Genomic DNA, 17,724 nt, shown 5'->3' with positions numbered 1-17,724 from the left:
GCGAAAGCGCTATATCTTGAGACTCATCAGGGAAAAATCAAGGGCAGACCTGCCAGGGCGGCAGGCAAAGGGCCGTAACACGCCAGCTAACGGGGGCTCAGACGTTCACGTTTACTATCAGGCACCCACCAGCCGGCGCAGGTTCCAGCGGGATTCGGCACCGGTGACGTCATACCGGGACGGATCAAGACCATCGGTATCGTTGGGCAGACAACCCTCAACGCGCAGTGACTGATCCAGCGGACGACCTTCGTTGCAGGTGGCCAGATTCAGCATTTTCGCCAATTTCAGCGGCTGCTGGTTGCTATCGGTCATCAGCATGACCTTGGGCATCAGCCGGCGCTTCGGTGAATGGGACACCACCACGCCCCGCTGGCCATTCGTCAGTTGCACCAGGGTACCAATGGGGTAGATACCCACGGACTGGATAAACTGTTCCACAAGGTCTTCCTGGAACTCGACATTGCGCAGCTCGAACAGCTGGCTGACGGCCTGCGCCGGAGAGAGTGGCTGGTAGCCTTCCCGGGGCGCAATCAGGCCCTCATAATAGTCAACCAGGCCCGCAATCTTGGCCAGCAGCGGGATACGGTCACCCCGGACACCCGCCGGGAATCCCGAGCCGTTATGACGTTCCCGGTGGCCGCGCACCACCGCAACCACACCGCGGGGTACTCCGGCCTCCTCCAGCCGCCGGACGCCCCGCTCCACATAGGTACGAAATGCCTGGTACTGTTCGGCATCCAGCTGGTACTCGTTGAACACCAGCTCCCTGGGCAGTTCCGCCTTGCCGATATGGGCCAGCAAACAGCCAGTGGCAAGAATGGTCAGCAACTGTTCATCCAGCCCCAGGTGACGGCCCAGCACCAGCGCCCAGACCGCGGTTTTCAGGGAATGCCGGTAGGTATAGTCGTCATGGCTGCGAACCCGGGCCAGCCAAAGCAAGGCATCCGGGTTGCGTAATACGCTGGCCGTCATCTGCCGTGCGACCTTACTGACCGGGCGCAGGTCGGGCACCATGTCATTCCGCAGGCTGCCAACCACCTTGCGGACCGCATCTTCCGCCGACACCAGAAGCGAACTACTCGCCCGCAGCTCACGCTTGAGGGAGCGCCGGGTTTCGTGCCTGACCGGGTTCTTGATCTGAATGGGCGGAAGCTGAACCACTTCCCCGGGATTGGCCTTGCGGCTGGTGCGGCGGGCAAAGGTGGGGGCGCCGGACTGATCGTACTCCAGACTGTCCCGCTCCTCGGCCACGTCGACCATGACCCAGCGGCAGTGGGAAATCAGTGCACGGATATCATCCTGTGAGCGGATGTAGAAACCCTGGATGGGAAAGGGGGTGCGATGCCACGGCTTATCAAGGTCAGACACGAACATGCCGACCTCAAGGTCCTGCGTATAGACCTTTCTCCGGGATACTCCCACTTTCCACCCCTGTGCTGGACGCTCTCTGACAACATCCATTGTCGTCACCTCCTTGCCAATAATCCATTACAAATGGATGTAGAAGAGTAACCGGAATGCCACATTCGGTTACGTATATTGTCGTTCTGCAACACAACGTAATACTGTGACAAAAATCACATACTGTCCAGTAAATTGTCAGGTTGACTAAAAAACCGGCGATATCACAATCATTCGTCAGCAAATTGCAGGCCAAACCCGTCCACGCTCTTGCGCACCACCACCATGGTCAGCTCCGGAGCAGGCACCGGCAACCCCTGAACCTGAATGATCACCACATCGCCGATCTCCGGAACGAAACTGCCGTCTTCCACCACCACGAAAACACCACCATCGGAAATATCCCGGGTGGAGAAGAGGCCCTCGCCGAGGTCATTGTGTACCACCCTGACCTTCGCATTCAGGGCGGTTCTTATGTGTTCACGTCTGTCCGTCTGCATCCTGTTTCCTGTTTGATCTCGATCAGCCGTCAGGCTCGACTTATCTCGTATAGTCTGCAAGCTAACCAGAAAACACCCCAAAAAACAGGCTCAGTGAGTGAAAACAGGACGTTCGCCCTGCTTTTTTTACAGACATTGACACTTTCACGCCCGCGAACGAGAATACATACGCTTCTCACTTTACACATCAGGCTCACTCAACACATCCGGAGTAATCATGAAACGACGTCTAGCCGCACTTGCAACTGCCTGCACCGTTGCCCTCACCCCTATGGCCGCTGCCGCCAGCGGAGAAGTGAACATCTACTCCTATCGCCAGGAATTCCTGCTCAAGCCCTTGCTTGACGCGTTCACCGAGGAAACCGGCATCGAGACCAATGTGGTTTTCGCCAAGAAAGGCATGGCGGAGCGCCTGGAACGTGAAGGCCGCAACAGCCCGGCCGACGTCGTGATGACCGTCGACATTTCCCGCCTCTCCGAGCTGGTGGAGCGTGACCTGACCGCACCGGTGGACAACGACACCCTGGAAGAGAACATTCCCGAGAACCTGCGCCATCCCGATGGCAAGTGGTTCGCACTGACCACCCGGGGCCGGATGATTTTCACCTCCCTGGACCGTGTCGAGGAAGGCGAGATCACCACCTACGAGGAACTGGCCGATCCGGAATGGGAAGGCCGCATCTGTACCCGCAGCGGCAAGCATCCCTATAACATTGCGCTGTTCTCCTCCATGATCGCCCACCACGGTGAGGAAAAGGCAGAAGAATGGCTGCAGGGCCTCAAGAACAACCTGGCCCGCAAGCCCCAGGGTGGCGACCGTGACCAGATCCGCGCCGTTACCGAAGGCGTTTGCGACGTGGCCATCGGCAACAGCTACTACTATGGCGTGATGCTGCAGGATGAAGAGCAGCGCCCGATTGCCGAACAGGTACGCATCGTATTTCCGAACGACGAAGGCCGGGGCAGCCACGTCAACATCAGTGGCATCGCGCTGACCACCAGTGCGCCTAACCGGGACAATGCCATCAAGCTGATGGAATTCCTGTCCGGCGACGAGGCCCAGCAGATCTACGCCGAGGCCAACTCGGAATTCCCGGCCAACCCGGAGGTTTCCCCGACCGGTATCGTAGCGGAATGGGGTGAACTGAACGCCGACACCCTGTCCCTGCAGACGATCGCAGACAACGCCGATGAGGCCGTACGCATGGTTGACCGGGTCGATTACGACAACTGATCCACCGGGCCACCAACCGATGCCGGAGCCTCTTCACGGAGCTCCGGCATCGTTCGTTCTGGCCACCGTCAATCAGTCGCGTATTGAAGCGGATACAACCGCTGGTTACACTCCCGCCCTTTCCCACTGAACAGGATTGCCATGAACCAGGCGGACGTCGTTGAGCACCCGGTTACTCCATCCCCACTGACGCCGCGACGCACCTCCAGCCGCTGGCTGGTTTCCGCTATTGCCATTACTGCCATTGTGGCGCTGCCGGTATTGTCGGTGGCGTGGCTGGCCCTGTTCCCGGATGAAAACATCTGGCCGCACCTGATCAGTACCACCCTGCCCCGCTATATCGGTACCACACTGATCCTGATGCTGGGGGTGTCGGTTCTGACCCTGGCCATCGGACTGTCCACCGCATGGGCCGTCACCATGTGCGAATTTCCCGGGCGCCGGATGTTCCAGTGGGCACTGCTGCTGCCTTTTGCCGTGCCCGCTTACGTCATCGCCTACGTCTACACGGATCTGCTGCAGTACGCGGGGCCGGTACAGGGTGCCCTGCGCGACTTTTTTGGCTGGCAGAGCAGCCGGGACTACTGGTTTCCGGAGATCCGCAGCCTCTGGGGCGCCACCCTGATGCTGGGGCTGGTGCTTTATCCCTACGTCTATTTGCTGGCCCGGGCCGCATTCCTGGAGCAGTCGCCCTCTCTATTCTCCGTCAGCCGCAGCCTGGGGCATTCCGCCCTGAGCACGTTCTTCCGGGTGGTATTACCCATCGCCCGCCCGGCGATTGCCGTGGGCCTGTCCCTGGTGCTGATGGAGACGCTCAACGATTTCGGCACCGTGGACTTCTTTGCCGTGCAAACACTCACGGCCGGCCTGTTCGACACCTGGATGAACCTGGGCAACCTTGGTGGCGCGGCACAGATCGCCATGGTCATGCTCACGTTCGTGGTGATCCTGGTGACCCTGGAGCGTTATTCCCGCCGTCGCCAGCAGCAATACGCCGCCCGCGACAACCGCTCGCCCATCCATCGCTTCACCATGAGCCGCCCCCGTCAGTGGATCTGCGTGGTCACCTGCGCCACCCCCATCGTGTTCGGCTTTATAGTGCCCGCCCTGGTACTGGCTCGCTACGCGGTGATCTATTTCGACCAGAGCTGGTCTGCGGGCTTTCTGGAGAACACCTTCAACAGCCTGTTCCTGTCCACCGCCGCCGCGTTCGCCACCCTGATTATCGGCCTGACCCTGGCCTACAGCCGCCGCCTTCACGACACCAAACCCATGCAGGTCATGATGCGCCTGTCGAGCCTGGGCTACGCCATGCCCGGGGCGGTGCTGGCGGTGGGCGTGATCGTGCCCATGGCGGCATTCGATAACCAGGTCGACGCCTGGATGCGGGAGTGGTTCGGGTTCAGTACCGGTCTGCTGCTCAGCGGGACCACCTTCGCCCTGATATTCGCCTACACGGTACGGTTCCTGGCGGTATCCGCCGGCAGTCTGGAAAGCGGGCTTCAGAAAATAACGCCCAGCATGGACATGGCCGCGCGCTCTCTGGGCAAGAGCACCACCGCCACCCTGCTGCAGGTTCACCTGCCCATGCTGCGGGGCACCATGCTGACGGCGGCGCTGGTGGTGTTCGTCGACTGTATGAAGGAGCTGCCGGCCACCCTGATCCTGCGGCCGTTCAACTTCGACACCCTGGCCACCCACGTCTACCAGTACGCCTCCGACGAACTGCTTGGTATCAGCGCCCTGCCCGCGCTGATCATCGTGTTGGCGGGTATTGTGCCGATCATACTGATGAGCCGCTCGATCGGCGCGGCCCGGGCCTACAGCCAGCAGTAGGTCAGCGAATTGACCAAACGGGACGCTGGTTAACGGCTCACCACCACGAAACGCCCTTCAAAGAAGGCCGCTGCCGGCTGTTCCGTTTCAAGCCCGGGCGTACCGCAGTAAAGCCCGGATTTCAGGGCCACCCGGGCGCGCCCGCGGCGCCGCAACGTGATCAGGAAACGGTCCCAGTCCTCTGGCTCAGGCAACCGGCAGACGGCAAAAAAGTCACCATCCACCGGCTGACCGTAGTCCATACTGCCGCTCTGGATCACCACCGTGCCCTCCACCCCGGCGTCTTCCACCGCCAGCTCGATCAGGCCCCACGCTGCCAGAACCGCCACCGAGTAAATAGCCCCGCCAAAACCGGTGCCCTGGTGGTTACTGTTGGGTTGCAGCGGGGCCCGCACCAGCAATTGCCGGCCGTCGTAATGAAGCAGCTCCGCTCCCATGGCATGGGTCAGGGGAATAACATCGTGGATGCGTTGCTGAAAATCGTCCAGGCGGCTCATGTCAGTATCCCTCAGAAACACGAAAACCGGCCATGGCAGGCCGGTTTCCGGGCATTGGAACAATCACCGGCCGTCGATAGCCGGCGGCCGGAGCATCCGGGCTACTCCCAGATTATGGTCTTCTCCTGAGCATACCAGTCGTCTACGTTCTTGCGGTAGGCGTCTTCCACCACGTTGCGCTTAAGCTTCATGGTGGGCGTCAGGAAGTTGTTCTCGATGGTCCAGGGCTCGTTTACCACCACCATGAACCTCAGGTGCTCATGAGGGTCCAGGGTCTGGTTGACGTCCTTGAGCAACTCCACAAAGTCCTTTTCCAGTTCCTTGCGGAATTCCGGGTCATCCCGCTTCTCCTGGGCCGACTCGGAAAGCATGACCAGGCAGAATGGCGACACCTGGTTCTCGCCGGACACACACACTGCTTCGATATGGTCATCCCGCATCAGTTTGTTTTCGATCGGGGCCGGGGCGACGTATTTGCCCTTGCTGGTCTTGAAGATCTCCTTCATGCGTCCGGTAAGCTTGAGCCGGCCCAGTTCGTCGATCTCGCCCACGTCGCCGGTACGCAGGAAGCTATCCTCGGTGAAGGCCTCTTTGGTTCGCTCCGGGTCCTTGTAGTAGCCCATCATGGTGGCCGGGCTCTTGACCAGCACCTCGCCCCCATCGCCAATCTTGCATTCCACGCCGGGCAGCGCCTCGCCCACGTAACCCGTGCGGGCCCGACCCGGCTGGGTGGTGTGGGAGTAGGCGATGTTCTCGGACATGCCATAGCCTTCCAGCAGCTCCAGCCCCAGATTGCGGTACCACTCCAGGAGATCGTGGGACAGGGGCGCGGAACCGGAACCGGCATAACGCACGTGCTGCAGACCCAGGTTGGTGAGCACCTTCTTCTTGATAAGGCGGTTGAGCAGCGGAATCTTCAGCAGCTTGTCCAGTTTTTCCTTGGGCATCTTCTCGAACACACCGTGCTGGAACTTGGTCCAGATCCGCGGCACGGCAATGAACAGGGTCGGCTCACAACGCTGCAGATCCTCCACAAAGCTATCCAGGGTATTGGCGAAATACAGCTGGAAGCCCCGGTTCATGGAGGTCAGTTCGCCCACGTAGCGCTCGAACACATGAGCCAGCGGCAGGTAGGACAGGTAACGGTCCTCGCTGGTAACCTCGAGACGGTCGGCGGCGCCCGTGGCGGCATAGGCCAGGTTGGCGAAACTGAGCATCACCCCCTTCGGGCGGCCGGTACTGCCGGAGGTATAGACGATGGTGGCCAACTCGTCCGGATCCCGCTCGGTGTTCTCCTCCATGGGCGGGTTTTCCGCGACGATATCGTCCCAGGTCTTGAAGTTGGTGGACGGGCTCAGCGGGTAGGTAATGCAGTGCACGGAATCCGGCACCCCGGGTTTCATGGTTTCCCAGTCGTCCAGCTTGCCCACGAACATGACCGGAATCTCGGCGTGTTCAATAATATAGCTGACGGTATCCGCATTCAGGGTCGGGTACAGTGGCACCGAGATATGGCCGGCCATCCAGATCGCCCAATCGGACATGATCCAGTGGGCACAGTTCTTGGAGACGATGCCAATGCGGCTTTTCTCCGGCAGATCAAGGGACTTCAGATAGGTGGCCATACGACGGGCCTCACCCACTGCCCTGCGCCAGGTGTATTCCGTAACCTGGCCATTGCTCAGGGGCTGGGTCATGTAGACCTGCTCCGCGCGGGCCGTTTCCCAATGGTAAATCATGTCCAGTGGTAGTTTTTGTTGTGTACTCATGCGTCTTCCCTAAGACCTCTGGCTGAGAGGCGACCTCATGGGGCCGCGCCTGTTTGTTGTTATCGTTGAGATTTCCGAACCTGACTGCCGGATTAACTGAAGACTATTGCATCATGGCCACGACCGTCAAAATATGTTGCACTTCAGATCTGGGCAACCCTGGCCAACCGGCACCCTGAGCTTACCCCAAAGCCGCCATAAGGGATAACCCGGGGTACCTGGCTCTGCGCAAAACGGGCAACCGTGTGATAAACTCCCGCATCATTTTTCAGCGGGTTCGGCGACGCCGGGCCTGACCAGTCTCACTATACTTTCCGGAGAAACGGCTAATGGCCAAGACATTTCTGCGCATTCTGGCAACCGCCCTGCTGATAACCGGTTTCGGCCTGGCCCAGGCAGAGCAAGGCAAGACCGTCGCCATCACCCAGATTGTAGAGCACCCCGCGCTGGATGCCGTGCACCAGGGTGTAAAGGATGAACTGGCCGCACAGGGGTATGAAGAAGGCACCAACCTGACCCTGATGCACGAGAGCGCCCAGGGCAATTCCGCCATCGCCGCACAGATTGCCCGCAAGTTTGCCGGTGAACAGCCGGATGTCGTCGTCGCCATTGCCACCCCGTCGGCCCAGACCATGGCAGCAGCCACCCGTAACCTGCCGGTGGTGTTCTCCGCGGTTACCGACCCTGTGGGCGCCAAGCTGGTGGAAAGCCTGGATGCCCCGGGCGGCAACATTACCGGCGTCAGCGACATGCTGCCTCTGGAACGCCACCTGGACATGCTGTTGCGGGTAGTCCCCGATGCCAAGCGCATTGGCACCGTCTACAATCCCGGCGAAGCCAACGCCGTTGCGCTGGTCGAACTGCTGGAGGAGACCCTGGAAAAACGCGGCCTGACCCTGGAAAAAGCCGCCGCCACGAAGACGTCGGAAGTGCTGGGCGCAGCCCGCTCCCTGTCCGGCAAGGTAGACGCTATCTACCTGACCACCGACAACACGGTGATCAGTGCCGCCGAAGCCGTCATCTCCGTGGGTGAGCGCGCCGGTATCCCGGTATTTGCCGCCGATACCGCCACCGTCGAGCGCGGCGCTGTTGCCGCCATGGGCTTTGACTACTATGACCTGGGCCGCCAGACCGGTGCCATGGTTGCCCGCATCCTGGAAGGCGCCAGCCCCGCCGACATGCCCGTGGAAACCGTGGATACCCTGGAACTGTTCGTAAACCCCGGCGCTGCCGAACGAATGGGCATTACCCTGGACGATGACCTGATCTCCGAAGCCGCCAAGGTGGTTGGCAGCAAGTAAATTCCCCCGCGGGCCCGGCTATCCCGCCGGGCCTGCGCCAGGCTTCAGCGAATCCTGCTCATGCTTAATGAAATCGCCTTTTTTGGTGCCCTGGAAACCGGCCTTATCTACGGCCTGGTGGCTTTCGGCATCTATATCTCCTTTCGGGTGCTGGACTTTCCGGACCTGACCGTGGACGGCAGCTTTCCCCTGGGCGCTGCGGTAGCCGCCGTACTCATCCTGGGCGGCTGGAATCCCTGGCTGGCCACCCTGATGGCCATATTCGCCGGTATGGCCGCCGGCGCCGTGACAGCGCTGCTGAACGTCAAGCTGAACATCCTCAACCTGCTGGCGTCGATCCTCACCATGATCGCGCTCTACTCCGTGAACCTGCGCATCATGGGCAGCCCCAACCTGGCGCTGCTGGGCGACACCACCGTGGTCACCTGGTGGGAAAACCAGTTCTCCCGGGAAAACTACTACATGGCACCGGTCGCCCTGTTCTTCATTGTCGCCGTGGTGGTGCTGGTGCTGTTGTGGCGTTTCATGAAGTCCGAGCTCGGCCTGTCCATGCGCGCCACCGGTGCCAACCCCCGCATGGCCCGGGCCCAGGGCATTGCCACCGGCGGCATGATCGTACTGGGCGTGGCCCTGTCCAACGGACTGGTGGGCATGGCGGGCGCCCTGTTTGCCCAGAGCCAGGGGGCGGCCGACGTCACCATGGGCGTGGGCGTGATTGTCATCGGCCTGGCGTCGCTGATTGGCGGTGAAGCCCTGGTGACGCCCCGCAGCGTATTACGGGCCCTGATCGCCTGCGTGGTGGGCGCCATTGTCTACCGCCTGGCCATCGCCTTTGCCCTCAATGCCGACGTGCTGGGCCTCAAGGCCCAGGACCTGAACCTGATCACCGCCGTGCTGGTAACCCTGGCCATTGTATTGCCTGGCTTTCGCACCAGGGTGCAGGCCCGGATGACCCGCAACAAGGCCGGGAGGAACGCCTCATGATCAGTGCAGAGAACCTCAAGCTGACCTTCGGCCAGGGCACGCCCCTGGAGAACCCGGCCCTGCGCGGCATGAGCCTGACCGTCAACCAGGGTGAATTCGTCACCGTGATCGGCAGCAACGGCGCCGGCAAGTCCACCTTCCTCAATGCCCTGGCCGGTGAAGTGATCGTCGACAGCGGCCGTATCGAAGTGGATGGCCAGGATGTCACGAAGCTGCCCACCCACAAGCGCTCCCGCCGTGTGGCCAGGGTGTTCCAGGACCCCCTGGCGGGCACCTGCGAGGGCCTGACCATCGAGGAAAACCTGGCCCTGGCCGTCAAACGGGGCCAGCGCCGATGGCTGACCAGTGCCGTCAAGAGCAGTTATATGGAACGCTTCCGCGCCGCCCTGGCCAAGCTCAACCTGGGCCTGGAAAACCGCCTGGGGGACAAGATGGGCCTGCTGTCCGGCGGCCAGCGCCAGGCCGTCAGCCTGCTGATGGCCAGCCTGACACCCTCTTCCATTCTGCTGCTGGACGAGCACACCGCCGCCCTGGACCCGAAAACCGCCCGCTTCGTACTGGCACTGACCCAGGACATCATCAGCGAGCAGAAGCTCACCGCCCTGATGGTTACCCACAGCATGAAGCAGGCACTGGAGGTGGGTGACCGCACGGTGATGCTGCACCAGGGCCAGGTGGTGTTCGACATCGCCGGCAAGGAACGGGAGGGCCTGGAAGTGAAAGACCTGCTGGACCTGTTCGAGCAGCAGCGCGGACTGGAAGTGGAAGACGACAGCCTGTTGCTGGGTTAGGAAGCCGCCCGGGAAGTAACCGATGTGAGCAAGGCCCGGCCAACAATCGCGCCTTGCTTCACATCCTGAAAATATGTCGCCTGGGCGTCGATATTTCAGGAAGCCTTGTCCCGTCTGGCTTACCGGCGTTGCAACCCTGTTGCTGATAATTTTTTTGCACCAACCACCCTCTTTTAATAGCTCCTCTTTTCTTCACACAACACTATATAGTGTCTATACTCCCGATCATCCCAACTAGATATAGTGTTTGGCCAGATTCCCCAACAGGGCGACCAAACCCGCAGTGAGCGCCGCAGTGGCGGCGTTCGGACCATAAAAACACAGGTAATTCGAGGGTGGAGATGAGCGCAAAATTACAGGTAGTAACCACGGATATTCCGATGCAGGATGCCTCACTGGACATCTGGAACAGCAAGTACCAGTTGAAGACCAAGACCGGCGAACCTGTAGATGCCACCATCGATGACACCTATCAGCGGGTTGCCAAGGCCCTGTCCGAGGTGGAGCCCAAGGCCAAGCGCGGCCAGTACATGAAGGAATTCATCTGGGCCCTGCAGAATGGCGCCATCCCCGCCGGGCGCATCACCTCCAATGCGGGCGCGGAAGCGCACAAGCCGGCCACCTCCACCATCAACTGCACCGTGTCCGGCACCATCAGCGACTCCATGAACGATATTCTGGAGAAGAACCACGAAGCGGGCCTGACCCTCAAGGCCGGCTGTGGTATCGGCTATGAGTTCTCCACCCTGCGGCCCCGTGGCGCCTACGTGGCCGGCGCCGGCGCCACCACCTCCGGCCCGCTGTCGTTCATGGATATCTTCGACCGCATGTGCTTCACCGTGTCCTCCGCCGGTGGTCGCCGCGGCGCCCAGATGGCCACCTTCGACGTGCACCACCCGGACGTGATCGAGTTCATCCAGGCCAAGCGTGAAGACGCCCGCCTGCGTCAGTTCAACCTGTCGCTGCTGATCACCGAAGACTTCATTGAAGCCGTGCGCAACGGCGACGACTGGCACCTGTCGTTCCCGGTCACACAAAAGGAAGCCGAGGACGAAGGCCTGGACCTGAACGACGCCAGCCAGTTCGTCTACCGTGACTTCCCCAAGACCGAGGGCTATGTCACCAACAGCGAAGGCAAGGTGGCCTGTCGCATCTACCGGACCCTGAAGGCCCAGTTCATCTGGGACACTATCATGACGTCCACCTACGACTATGCGGAGCCCGGCTTCATCCTCATCGACAAGGTGAACCAGATGAACAACAACTGGTTCTGTGAGGAAATCCGCGCCACCAACCCCTGCGGCGAGCAGCCCCTGCCCCCCTACGGCAGCTGCCTGCTGGGCTCGGTGAACCTGACCAAGTTTGTCGAGAACCCCTTCACCGACAAGGCCAGCTTCAACTACGAGAAGTACCGCCAGGTGGTCGCCATCTTCACCCGCATGCTGGACAACGTGGTGGAAATCAACGGCCTGCCCCTTGAGCAGCAGCGCCACGAAATCATGTACAAGCGCCGCCACGGCATGGGCATCCTCGGCCTGGGCTCCACCCTCGCCATGCTGCGCATGCCCTACGGTTCTGAAGAATCCGTGCAGTTCACCGAAGACGTGGTGCGCGAGATGGCCGTGGAAGGCTGGCGCCAGTCCCTGGCCCTGGCCGAGGAAAAAGGCGTGGCCCCGATCATGGACGACGAGTTCGAGATCACCCCGAAAATGCTGGCCTGGCGCCCGGAGCTGGCCGAAGACGGCTACAAGCTGGGCGACAAGGTGAAAGGCCGCATCCTGCACGCCAAATACAGCAACTACATGAAGCGCATCGCCGACGTGGAGCCGGAGCTGGTGGAACAACTGGCCGAGAAAGGTGGCCGCTTTACCCACCACACCTCCATCGCGCCCACCGGCACCATCAGCCTGTCCCTGGCCAACAACGCCAGTAACGGCATTGAGCCGAGCTTCTCGCACCACTACGCCCGCAACATTATCCGCGAGGGGCGCAAATCCAAGGAGAAGGTCGACGTCTTCAGCTTCGAGCTGCTGGCCTACCGCCACCTGATCAACTCCGGCGCCATGCCCTTCTCCGACGACGCGGACAAGAAACTGCCGGACTACTTCACCACCNCAACGTGCCGACAGAATTCGCGTACCTGGACTTCAAGAACATCTACATGTACGCCTACGAGAAGGGCCTGAAGGGCTGCACCACCTTCCGCTTCAACCCGGAAGCCTTCCAGGGCGTACTGGTGAAAGAATCCGACCTTGAAAACACGCTGTACGAGTTCACCCTCGACGACGGCAGCAAGGTTACCTTCAAGGGCAACGAGCAGGTCGAGTACGACGGCGAGATCCACAACGCCGCCAACCTCTTCGACGCCCTCAAAGAAGGCACCTACGGCAAATATTGATCCGGGAACTGACAGGAAAACATGACCATGACTGCAAAGATTACCAACAAGATCGTCGGCTACCGGGTCAAGAAAGCAGACCCGGAGGCCCAGGCTGCGGAACAGGCGGCGAAGAACAAGCCCATCCAGATGAACGAGAACATCGAGCGGCCGGACTTCCTGCTGGGCACCACCTACAAGATCAAGCCGCCGGTGGCCGAGCACGCGATGTACATCACCATCAACGACATCCTGCTCAACGAAGGCACCGACCACGAAAGCCGGCAGCCGTACGAAGTGTTCATCAACTCCAAGTCCATGGAGCACTTCCAGTGGGTCATCGCCCTCACCCGCGTTATCTCCGCCGTGTTCCGCAAGGGTGGCGACGTCACCTTCCTGGTGGAAGAGCTGCGCTCGGTGTATGACCCCAATGGTGGCTACTTCAAGAAAGGCGGTGTGTTCATGCCGTCGCTGGTGGCTGAGATTGGCGGGGTGATTGAACGGCACCTGAAGGCTATTGGTCTCATCGAGAGTGAAGAGATGAGTGATGTGGCCAAGCGGATTCTGGCTGAGAAGCGGGCTGAGTTTGAGACGGCTCAGAAGACGCCTTCTAATGATGATTCGGTTGGGGATTATCCTGCTAATGCTACGCTTTGCCCGAAATGCAGCACCAAGGCTGTTGTTGTTATGGATGGGTGTGCTACTTGTCTTTCCTGTGGCGACTCCAAGTGTGGTTGAGGGGTTGGTAGGCAGATGAGGTAGTACGAGGAGCCCGGTTGGTTTTGCTGATCGGGCTTTTCTTTTGAGAGATGTATGGCCTAAAGTGAAGAGTTTCGTGTTTTCGGTGGGCGGTGACGCTTTTTCCGGTTATCCATCGGATATTGAACCAGTTTTGACGGTATATTCGAAATCTACCGGCGTTTTGTCGCTTTTGCTGGGATGGATGTGCCACAGAACTGAGCCGACAGGGAACGCAGATTACTGATATTAATGACTATCCTGCTTTTTCCTAAATAAACGGCTTGGTATATCGTCGTAACCGGCGTTGAATAAACTGTTAGCTTTCGCAAGGAGTAAATTTTTGTCTAAATTTGAAATTGCTTTATCAGCGACGTTATTTGGCTGGTTACTTGCTCAAGGGACTGAATACATTCGCTATACCATAAAGTTGAGATCCAAAAAGCTTGCTATTGTCGAAGAAATGCGTGAGATCAAATCTCTCCTACAAGAGGGAGCCAAATCTGCCTTGAATAGCGCTTTGTCGTATGGCAAAGAGGGGAAGATTACAGTTTCCTTAGGCTCTACACTTACAACACCAGTTTTCAACGCTTTTTATCATGAAGTCGCCCATGAGTTTGACAATTGGCAGCGCTACAATATAAGAACCTTTTACAACTGCCTCCAGCACTACAACAGCGTCATTGAATGGGTTCAAAATTTAAAGAGCAAAAGTGCTACTCACAACGAAGTTATATTTAAACTGTTTGAGGGCTATAAGCAGGCGTCGATTTGCGTGGCGTATCTTGATGGCTGTGAAGATTCAGGAGGCAAGGAGCGGATTACTGATGATTCAGCTTCACTCAAAAAATTACAAGCTGAGTTCATAGAATACTCCGACCAACTCAGTTTTAAACCAAGCTAATGTGGCGTTATTTTCTAGGAGTTTGAGTTGCTGAACTGGATTATTGATATTTTCGCCGATAAATCGGATCAAGCTCGGTTAGTTACTGTTGTGCTTTCCGCGCTAGTCGCTATTTTTGTAGTATTACTCAACCAATGGTTTAACAGCAGGAGGTCTCGGAGAGGCCTGCTGATTGAGAAAATTGAAGAGCTATTTGAAACTTCAAACGGATATATAGCTGCGTGCCGAGAATTGATTGATTCACTAGAAGAGCCGAAAACCTCTGCTCAGCATTTGCATTCAGGGCCGCAAAATCAAGATTTGCCCAAAAGCTCAGTCAATAAGCTGAATGACGCTGTCACGAAAATGGAGATGATTTGCGGCCTATATTTCACGTCGGCAAGGTTTGAACCAAAAGATTATTACATCTCAAATATGCCAGTTGTTGAGATTATGGTTAAAAATAAATTTGTAACGGACGGGCGCGCACTGGTCGCCTTTGAACAGTCCGAAGCACATGTTGTGGAGAGCCGTAAAAGCCTAGACAAGCTATGCAGAGACCTCATGGCTAAACATGGACATCGAACATAACCAAGCGACCCACGGCGACGGTCACTGCATTGCGGCTTCGCCTCCATCCCGTAACCGCTCGTGCTTAACGGCTTTATTTTCGGAGAGAACAATGAATGATATGTATCTGACTTCAGTCACTAAAAATATAGAAAAATTCCCAATGCATGACGAGGTCCAGCGGACTGGTGGTTTTGCCGTGTCCGATACACAGTTTGTGGTTAAAGAGCAGGGGTTAAATCCTGAACAGGTTACTACCCAATTAAATGAGCGGTATGGAGTTGAGATAATAGTTGAGCCGCTCTCCCAAGAGCTGATTGAAAATTTCTTTGGCACCGGGCTGCAAGCGCACATTGAGCAGTATTGGTCATAGTGAATTAACGTAACAAGCCGTAGCAGTTCGCGCTATTCGTTCGACAAATCCTGTTTCGTATACACTTCCCCTCGATATGATCCATCAGAGAATACTTCTGCGACACCAAGCTGATTATCCTCTATGGCAAAATCTACAGGAGGATCGCCATCACGAGTTCTCCACGGCCCCTCTCTCGTCGCCCAAATAATTTTGCTGCCTTTCAGTTTGCATCTAAAGTCCCACCTCGAATTGTCGGATGCTCTATAGTAATGAAGATAATACGTTGAGCCTCCATCATCTCCGTCGACATTAACTATATCTGGCGACTTACCCATTATTGTTGCTATACCAGCCTTGCAAACCTCAGCAACAGTAAAAGGCTCTAGATCAACCGGCCCACAAGCGGACAGAAATAATGCAGCAACCGGCCCATAAATCAGATTATTCTTCACGATACTGAGCCCTTAGATTTTATTGAGAAACCGATACGCAGCAATCCAGCATGCCGATCATAGCAGCCTTGGGGAACTGACCTTGTGCTACCAAAATCGAGGGCCCCATCAGAGATGGAGAATCCTAGACAAAAGGAAGCAGAAGAATTACAGCAGCAGAACGTGGACAGGCACTCGCAAAAGCCATATTAATCAATAGATTAAGCTAGGTAATCACCCCCAGAAAAGAAAACCAGAGACAGGTGCCAAGTAACCACATAAAACCACTCAGCAGCTGACCTGCCCCCAGCTCCGAGTATGACCGGCGATCACTGTGTTCCTGCTAGAATTGGTGCGCCCTTTGTGATCTAAGACCTTTCAAAGCTCCCGCCCCTGTGGTCTACTCTTGACGATTAATGGACTGGCTTCTGATAAAGGACATATCAATGCTTCGTGCAAATCAGGGGGCAACCCCCTTCTCTCTTCCGACCTCCGACAAGGCCCTCATAGACCAGTTTCTGCAGCAGGCTCAGCAATCCTCAGATAGTGAAGACTTCGCGAAACGATTCACTGACCAGCGTCACCCTGCGTGGCAGCGTTACCTGAACGGTATCTACAACCATCCGAAGACCTGGTGGATCGGGATCATTCAAGTACAGATGGTAACCGGACTTTGGGGCGAGCGGCAGAAAGCTCGAGCGATGCTTCGGCAACAGGCTCTCGGCGTCCTGATATACAAGCTGACCGATCCGAAGCATGAGGAAGAGGCATCGAGGATCAGAAGCCGTGTTGTCAGGTTTTCGCTGAAGTACCGTAAGGCTGACCTGACGGGACGGATGCATGGCGGCCTGTTCACGAATTACGCCAGCACGGGTGGAAGGATCGGTGCGGGTCGACTCAACCGTAAAGTCAAGGTGCCTGTGGCTATCACTAACTTTGTTATTGCCTCATTCGGGGGAGCAATTAAGGCGATTGCAGAGAACCATGATTCCGCCGACCAGATTCTGTTGTCTATCCTCACCGGGGAAGCCGGACCGCTACCGGATGGTTACTACTCCCTGGCTGAAAATTCACCGGAAGATGCATTGGCTCAAGAGATCATGATGGCCATGGATGAAGCATTAAATGGTGTCGATGCGCTGAACCAGATATCACCTGCTCCTGTTCCTATCAGCGAGTTTTGCGCGCAAGCGGACAACGCCAACAAGTATAAGGACCTGTGCAAGTGAAACGCCTGCGAGACACCGAATTTTTCCGGTCCCTTCCCGAGTCGATTTCTGACATTTTGTTGCAGGTGTTCATGTTTGGTGGTGCCTTATTAGCGCTAGTGGTTTCCTCCTTCGCCGGCAGCTGGTGGGTTTTTCCCGTGGTGTGGGTTGCGGTAATGGCTGTGTATTTTCTTATTGACCGTCGGCTTACTCGACGACGCCATTAGACGGGCTACTAGGGACAGCCGCACCCCTCTGGTAACCTGTTGCTATTGTATTACTAAGGGCCATGATGACTGGTTAAAACGAGGGTGGAGTTGGCAGAGGAAAGAAATCTCGATGAATAGACATCCCTTGAAAGAGATTGGAATTGAGACAGGCGCCGCTAAAGAAGAAGCCTTCTGCCTCCCGCCCGATCGTAGCGAACCAAAGCTCAATATCGCCAACCACAGCAAGCCTGATCAACACGTAGTCAGTTCAGGTGATTTTTGGCCAGTTCGCTCGAATTCAAGCCGAGGGAGGTCGCTGACAGGGTGTCAGTACGGGGGGTCCTGAAGAGGTATAGAATTAGGCCGCTCGTCGTCGCCTGCCCAGCTCGGCCCGCAGGTTCTGGGCGTAGCGGGCCTCGAACTCGCAAGCTTCCTCCAGCCATTCGTCAGGTGAGAGACCCAGGCGGGCTAGTATTGGAGGTGTTGATTCAGGGATGTAGCCACGTTTTGTGGGATGAATGATGCGGCCGGTGCGGAGTCTGTCAACGTAGTTGTCGCGTTTAAGTCATCAGCTCTTTAACAGTTCGCCGCCTTTTCCGGATTCAGAGTCACTGATTCCGGTAAGCTGAAGTTTCGG

At 57.6% G+C, this 17,724-nt stretch carries 14 protein-coding genes and 1 pseudogene; 11 read left to right on the top strand and 4 right to left on the bottom strand.

The window, feature by feature from the left end; translation table 11 throughout:
* Positions 1-117 precede the first annotated feature (117 nt).
* Together ACFOZ5_RS07545 and ACFOZ5_RS07540 are read right to left on the bottom strand one after the other, a co-directional pair.
* The gene (locus ACFOZ5_RS07545; protein WP_379886422.1) at positions 118-1,464 is read right to left on the bottom strand and encodes an HD-GYP domain-containing protein; all 1,347 of its coding nucleotides are present in this window, start codon (positions 1,462-1,464) and stop codon (positions 118-120) included.
* A gap of 170 nt (positions 1,465-1,634) precedes the next feature.
* On the bottom strand, positions 1,635-1,904 hold the full coding sequence (locus tag ACFOZ5_RS07540; RefSeq protein WP_379886421.1) for a PilZ domain-containing protein: 270 nt from the start codon (positions 1,902-1,904) through the stop codon (positions 1,635-1,637).
* 217 nt (positions 1,905-2,121) lie between these two features.
* Here ACFOZ5_RS07540 and ACFOZ5_RS07535 point away from each other — a divergent pair, with 217 nt between their 5' ends.
* A complete protein-coding gene (locus tag ACFOZ5_RS07535) occupies positions 2,122-3,138 on the top strand; it encodes a Fe(3+) ABC transporter substrate-binding protein (protein ID WP_379886419.1) in 1,017 nt (338 codons plus the stop codon).
* 141 nt (positions 3,139-3,279) lie between these two features.
* On the top strand, positions 3,280-4,974 hold the full coding sequence (locus ACFOZ5_RS07530; RefSeq protein WP_379886418.1) for an ABC transporter permease: 1,695 nt from the start codon (positions 3,280-3,282) through the stop codon (positions 4,972-4,974).
* Positions 4,975-5,003: 29 nt separating this feature from the next.
* Here the strand turns inward: ACFOZ5_RS07530 and ACFOZ5_RS07525 are convergent, their stop codons facing one another.
* Positions 5,004-5,471: a thioesterase domain-containing protein gene (locus ACFOZ5_RS07525; protein ID WP_379886417.1), complete on the bottom strand. Its 468-nt coding sequence runs from the start codon at positions 5,469-5,471 to the stop codon at positions 5,004-5,006.
* 101 nt (positions 5,472-5,572) lie between these two features.
* Positions 5,573-7,240 carry an AMP-binding protein gene (locus ACFOZ5_RS07520; protein ID WP_379886416.1) on the bottom strand — a complete coding sequence of 556 codons (1,668 nt, stop codon included), beginning with the start codon at positions 7,238-7,240 and terminating at the stop codon, positions 5,573-5,575.
* Between the two features lie 329 nt (positions 7,241-7,569).
* On the opposite strand from ACFOZ5_RS07520, the gene ACFOZ5_RS07515 reads away from it, so the two are divergent.
* From ACFOZ5_RS07515 to ACFOZ5_RS07475, 9 genes and pseudogenes are all read left to right on the top strand, one after another.
* Entirely contained in the window at positions 7,570-8,541 is a 972-nt protein-coding gene (locus ACFOZ5_RS07515; protein WP_379886415.1) for an ABC transporter substrate-binding protein, read from the top strand.
* Positions 8,542-8,601: 60 nt separating this feature from the next.
* On the top strand, positions 8,602-9,525 hold the full coding sequence (locus ACFOZ5_RS07510; RefSeq protein ID WP_379886414.1) for an ABC transporter permease: 924 nt from the start codon (positions 8,602-8,604) through the stop codon (positions 9,523-9,525).
* Positions 9,522-10,316, top strand: a complete 795-nt coding sequence (locus tag ACFOZ5_RS07505) for an ABC transporter ATP-binding protein (RefSeq protein ID WP_379886413.1) — start codon at positions 9,522-9,524, stop codon at positions 10,314-10,316. Before ACFOZ5_RS07510 ends, ACFOZ5_RS07505 begins: the two co-directional genes overlap by 4 nt.
* A 341-nt stretch (positions 10,317-10,657) precedes the next feature.
* Positions 10,658-12,714: pseudogene (locus ACFOZ5_RS07500) on the top strand (adenosylcobalamin-dependent ribonucleoside-diphosphate reductase).
* Positions 12,715-12,741: 27 nt separating this feature from the next.
* Positions 12,742-13,431, top strand: coding sequence for a TSCPD domain-containing protein (locus ACFOZ5_RS07495; protein WP_379886412.1), 690 nt, complete (start codon positions 12,742-12,744; stop codon positions 13,429-13,431).
* A gap of 343 nt (positions 13,432-13,774) precedes the next feature.
* Positions 13,775-14,335 carry a hypothetical protein gene (locus ACFOZ5_RS07490; protein WP_379886411.1) on the top strand — a complete coding sequence of 187 codons (561 nt, stop codon included), beginning with the start codon at positions 13,775-13,777 and terminating at the stop codon, positions 14,333-14,335.
* Between the two features lie 27 nt (positions 14,336-14,362).
* Positions 14,363-14,905 (top strand): hypothetical protein, encoded by a 543-nt coding sequence (locus ACFOZ5_RS07485; protein WP_379886410.1) that lies wholly within the window; start codon positions 14,363-14,365, stop codon positions 14,903-14,905.
* Between the two features lie 91 nt (positions 14,906-14,996).
* Complete coding sequence (locus tag ACFOZ5_RS07480; RefSeq protein WP_379886409.1) at positions 14,997-15,257, top strand: hypothetical protein; 261 nt, start codon at positions 14,997-14,999, stop codon at positions 15,255-15,257.
* A gap of 859 nt (positions 15,258-16,116) precedes the next feature.
* Positions 16,117-16,899: a hypothetical protein gene (locus ACFOZ5_RS07475; RefSeq protein ID WP_379886408.1), complete on the top strand. Its 783-nt coding sequence runs from the start codon at positions 16,117-16,119 to the stop codon at positions 16,897-16,899.
* Positions 16,900-17,724 lie beyond the last annotated feature (825 nt).

The sequence above is a fragment of the Marinobacter lacisalsi genome (genome assembly GCF_042651045.1).
GTDB classification, from domain to species: Bacteria; Pseudomonadota; Gammaproteobacteria; order Pseudomonadales; family Oleiphilaceae; genus Marinobacter; species Marinobacter lacisalsi.
The sequence above is the reverse complement of the archived record's forward strand: the minus strand, read 5'-3'. Positions and strand labels throughout refer to the sequence as shown.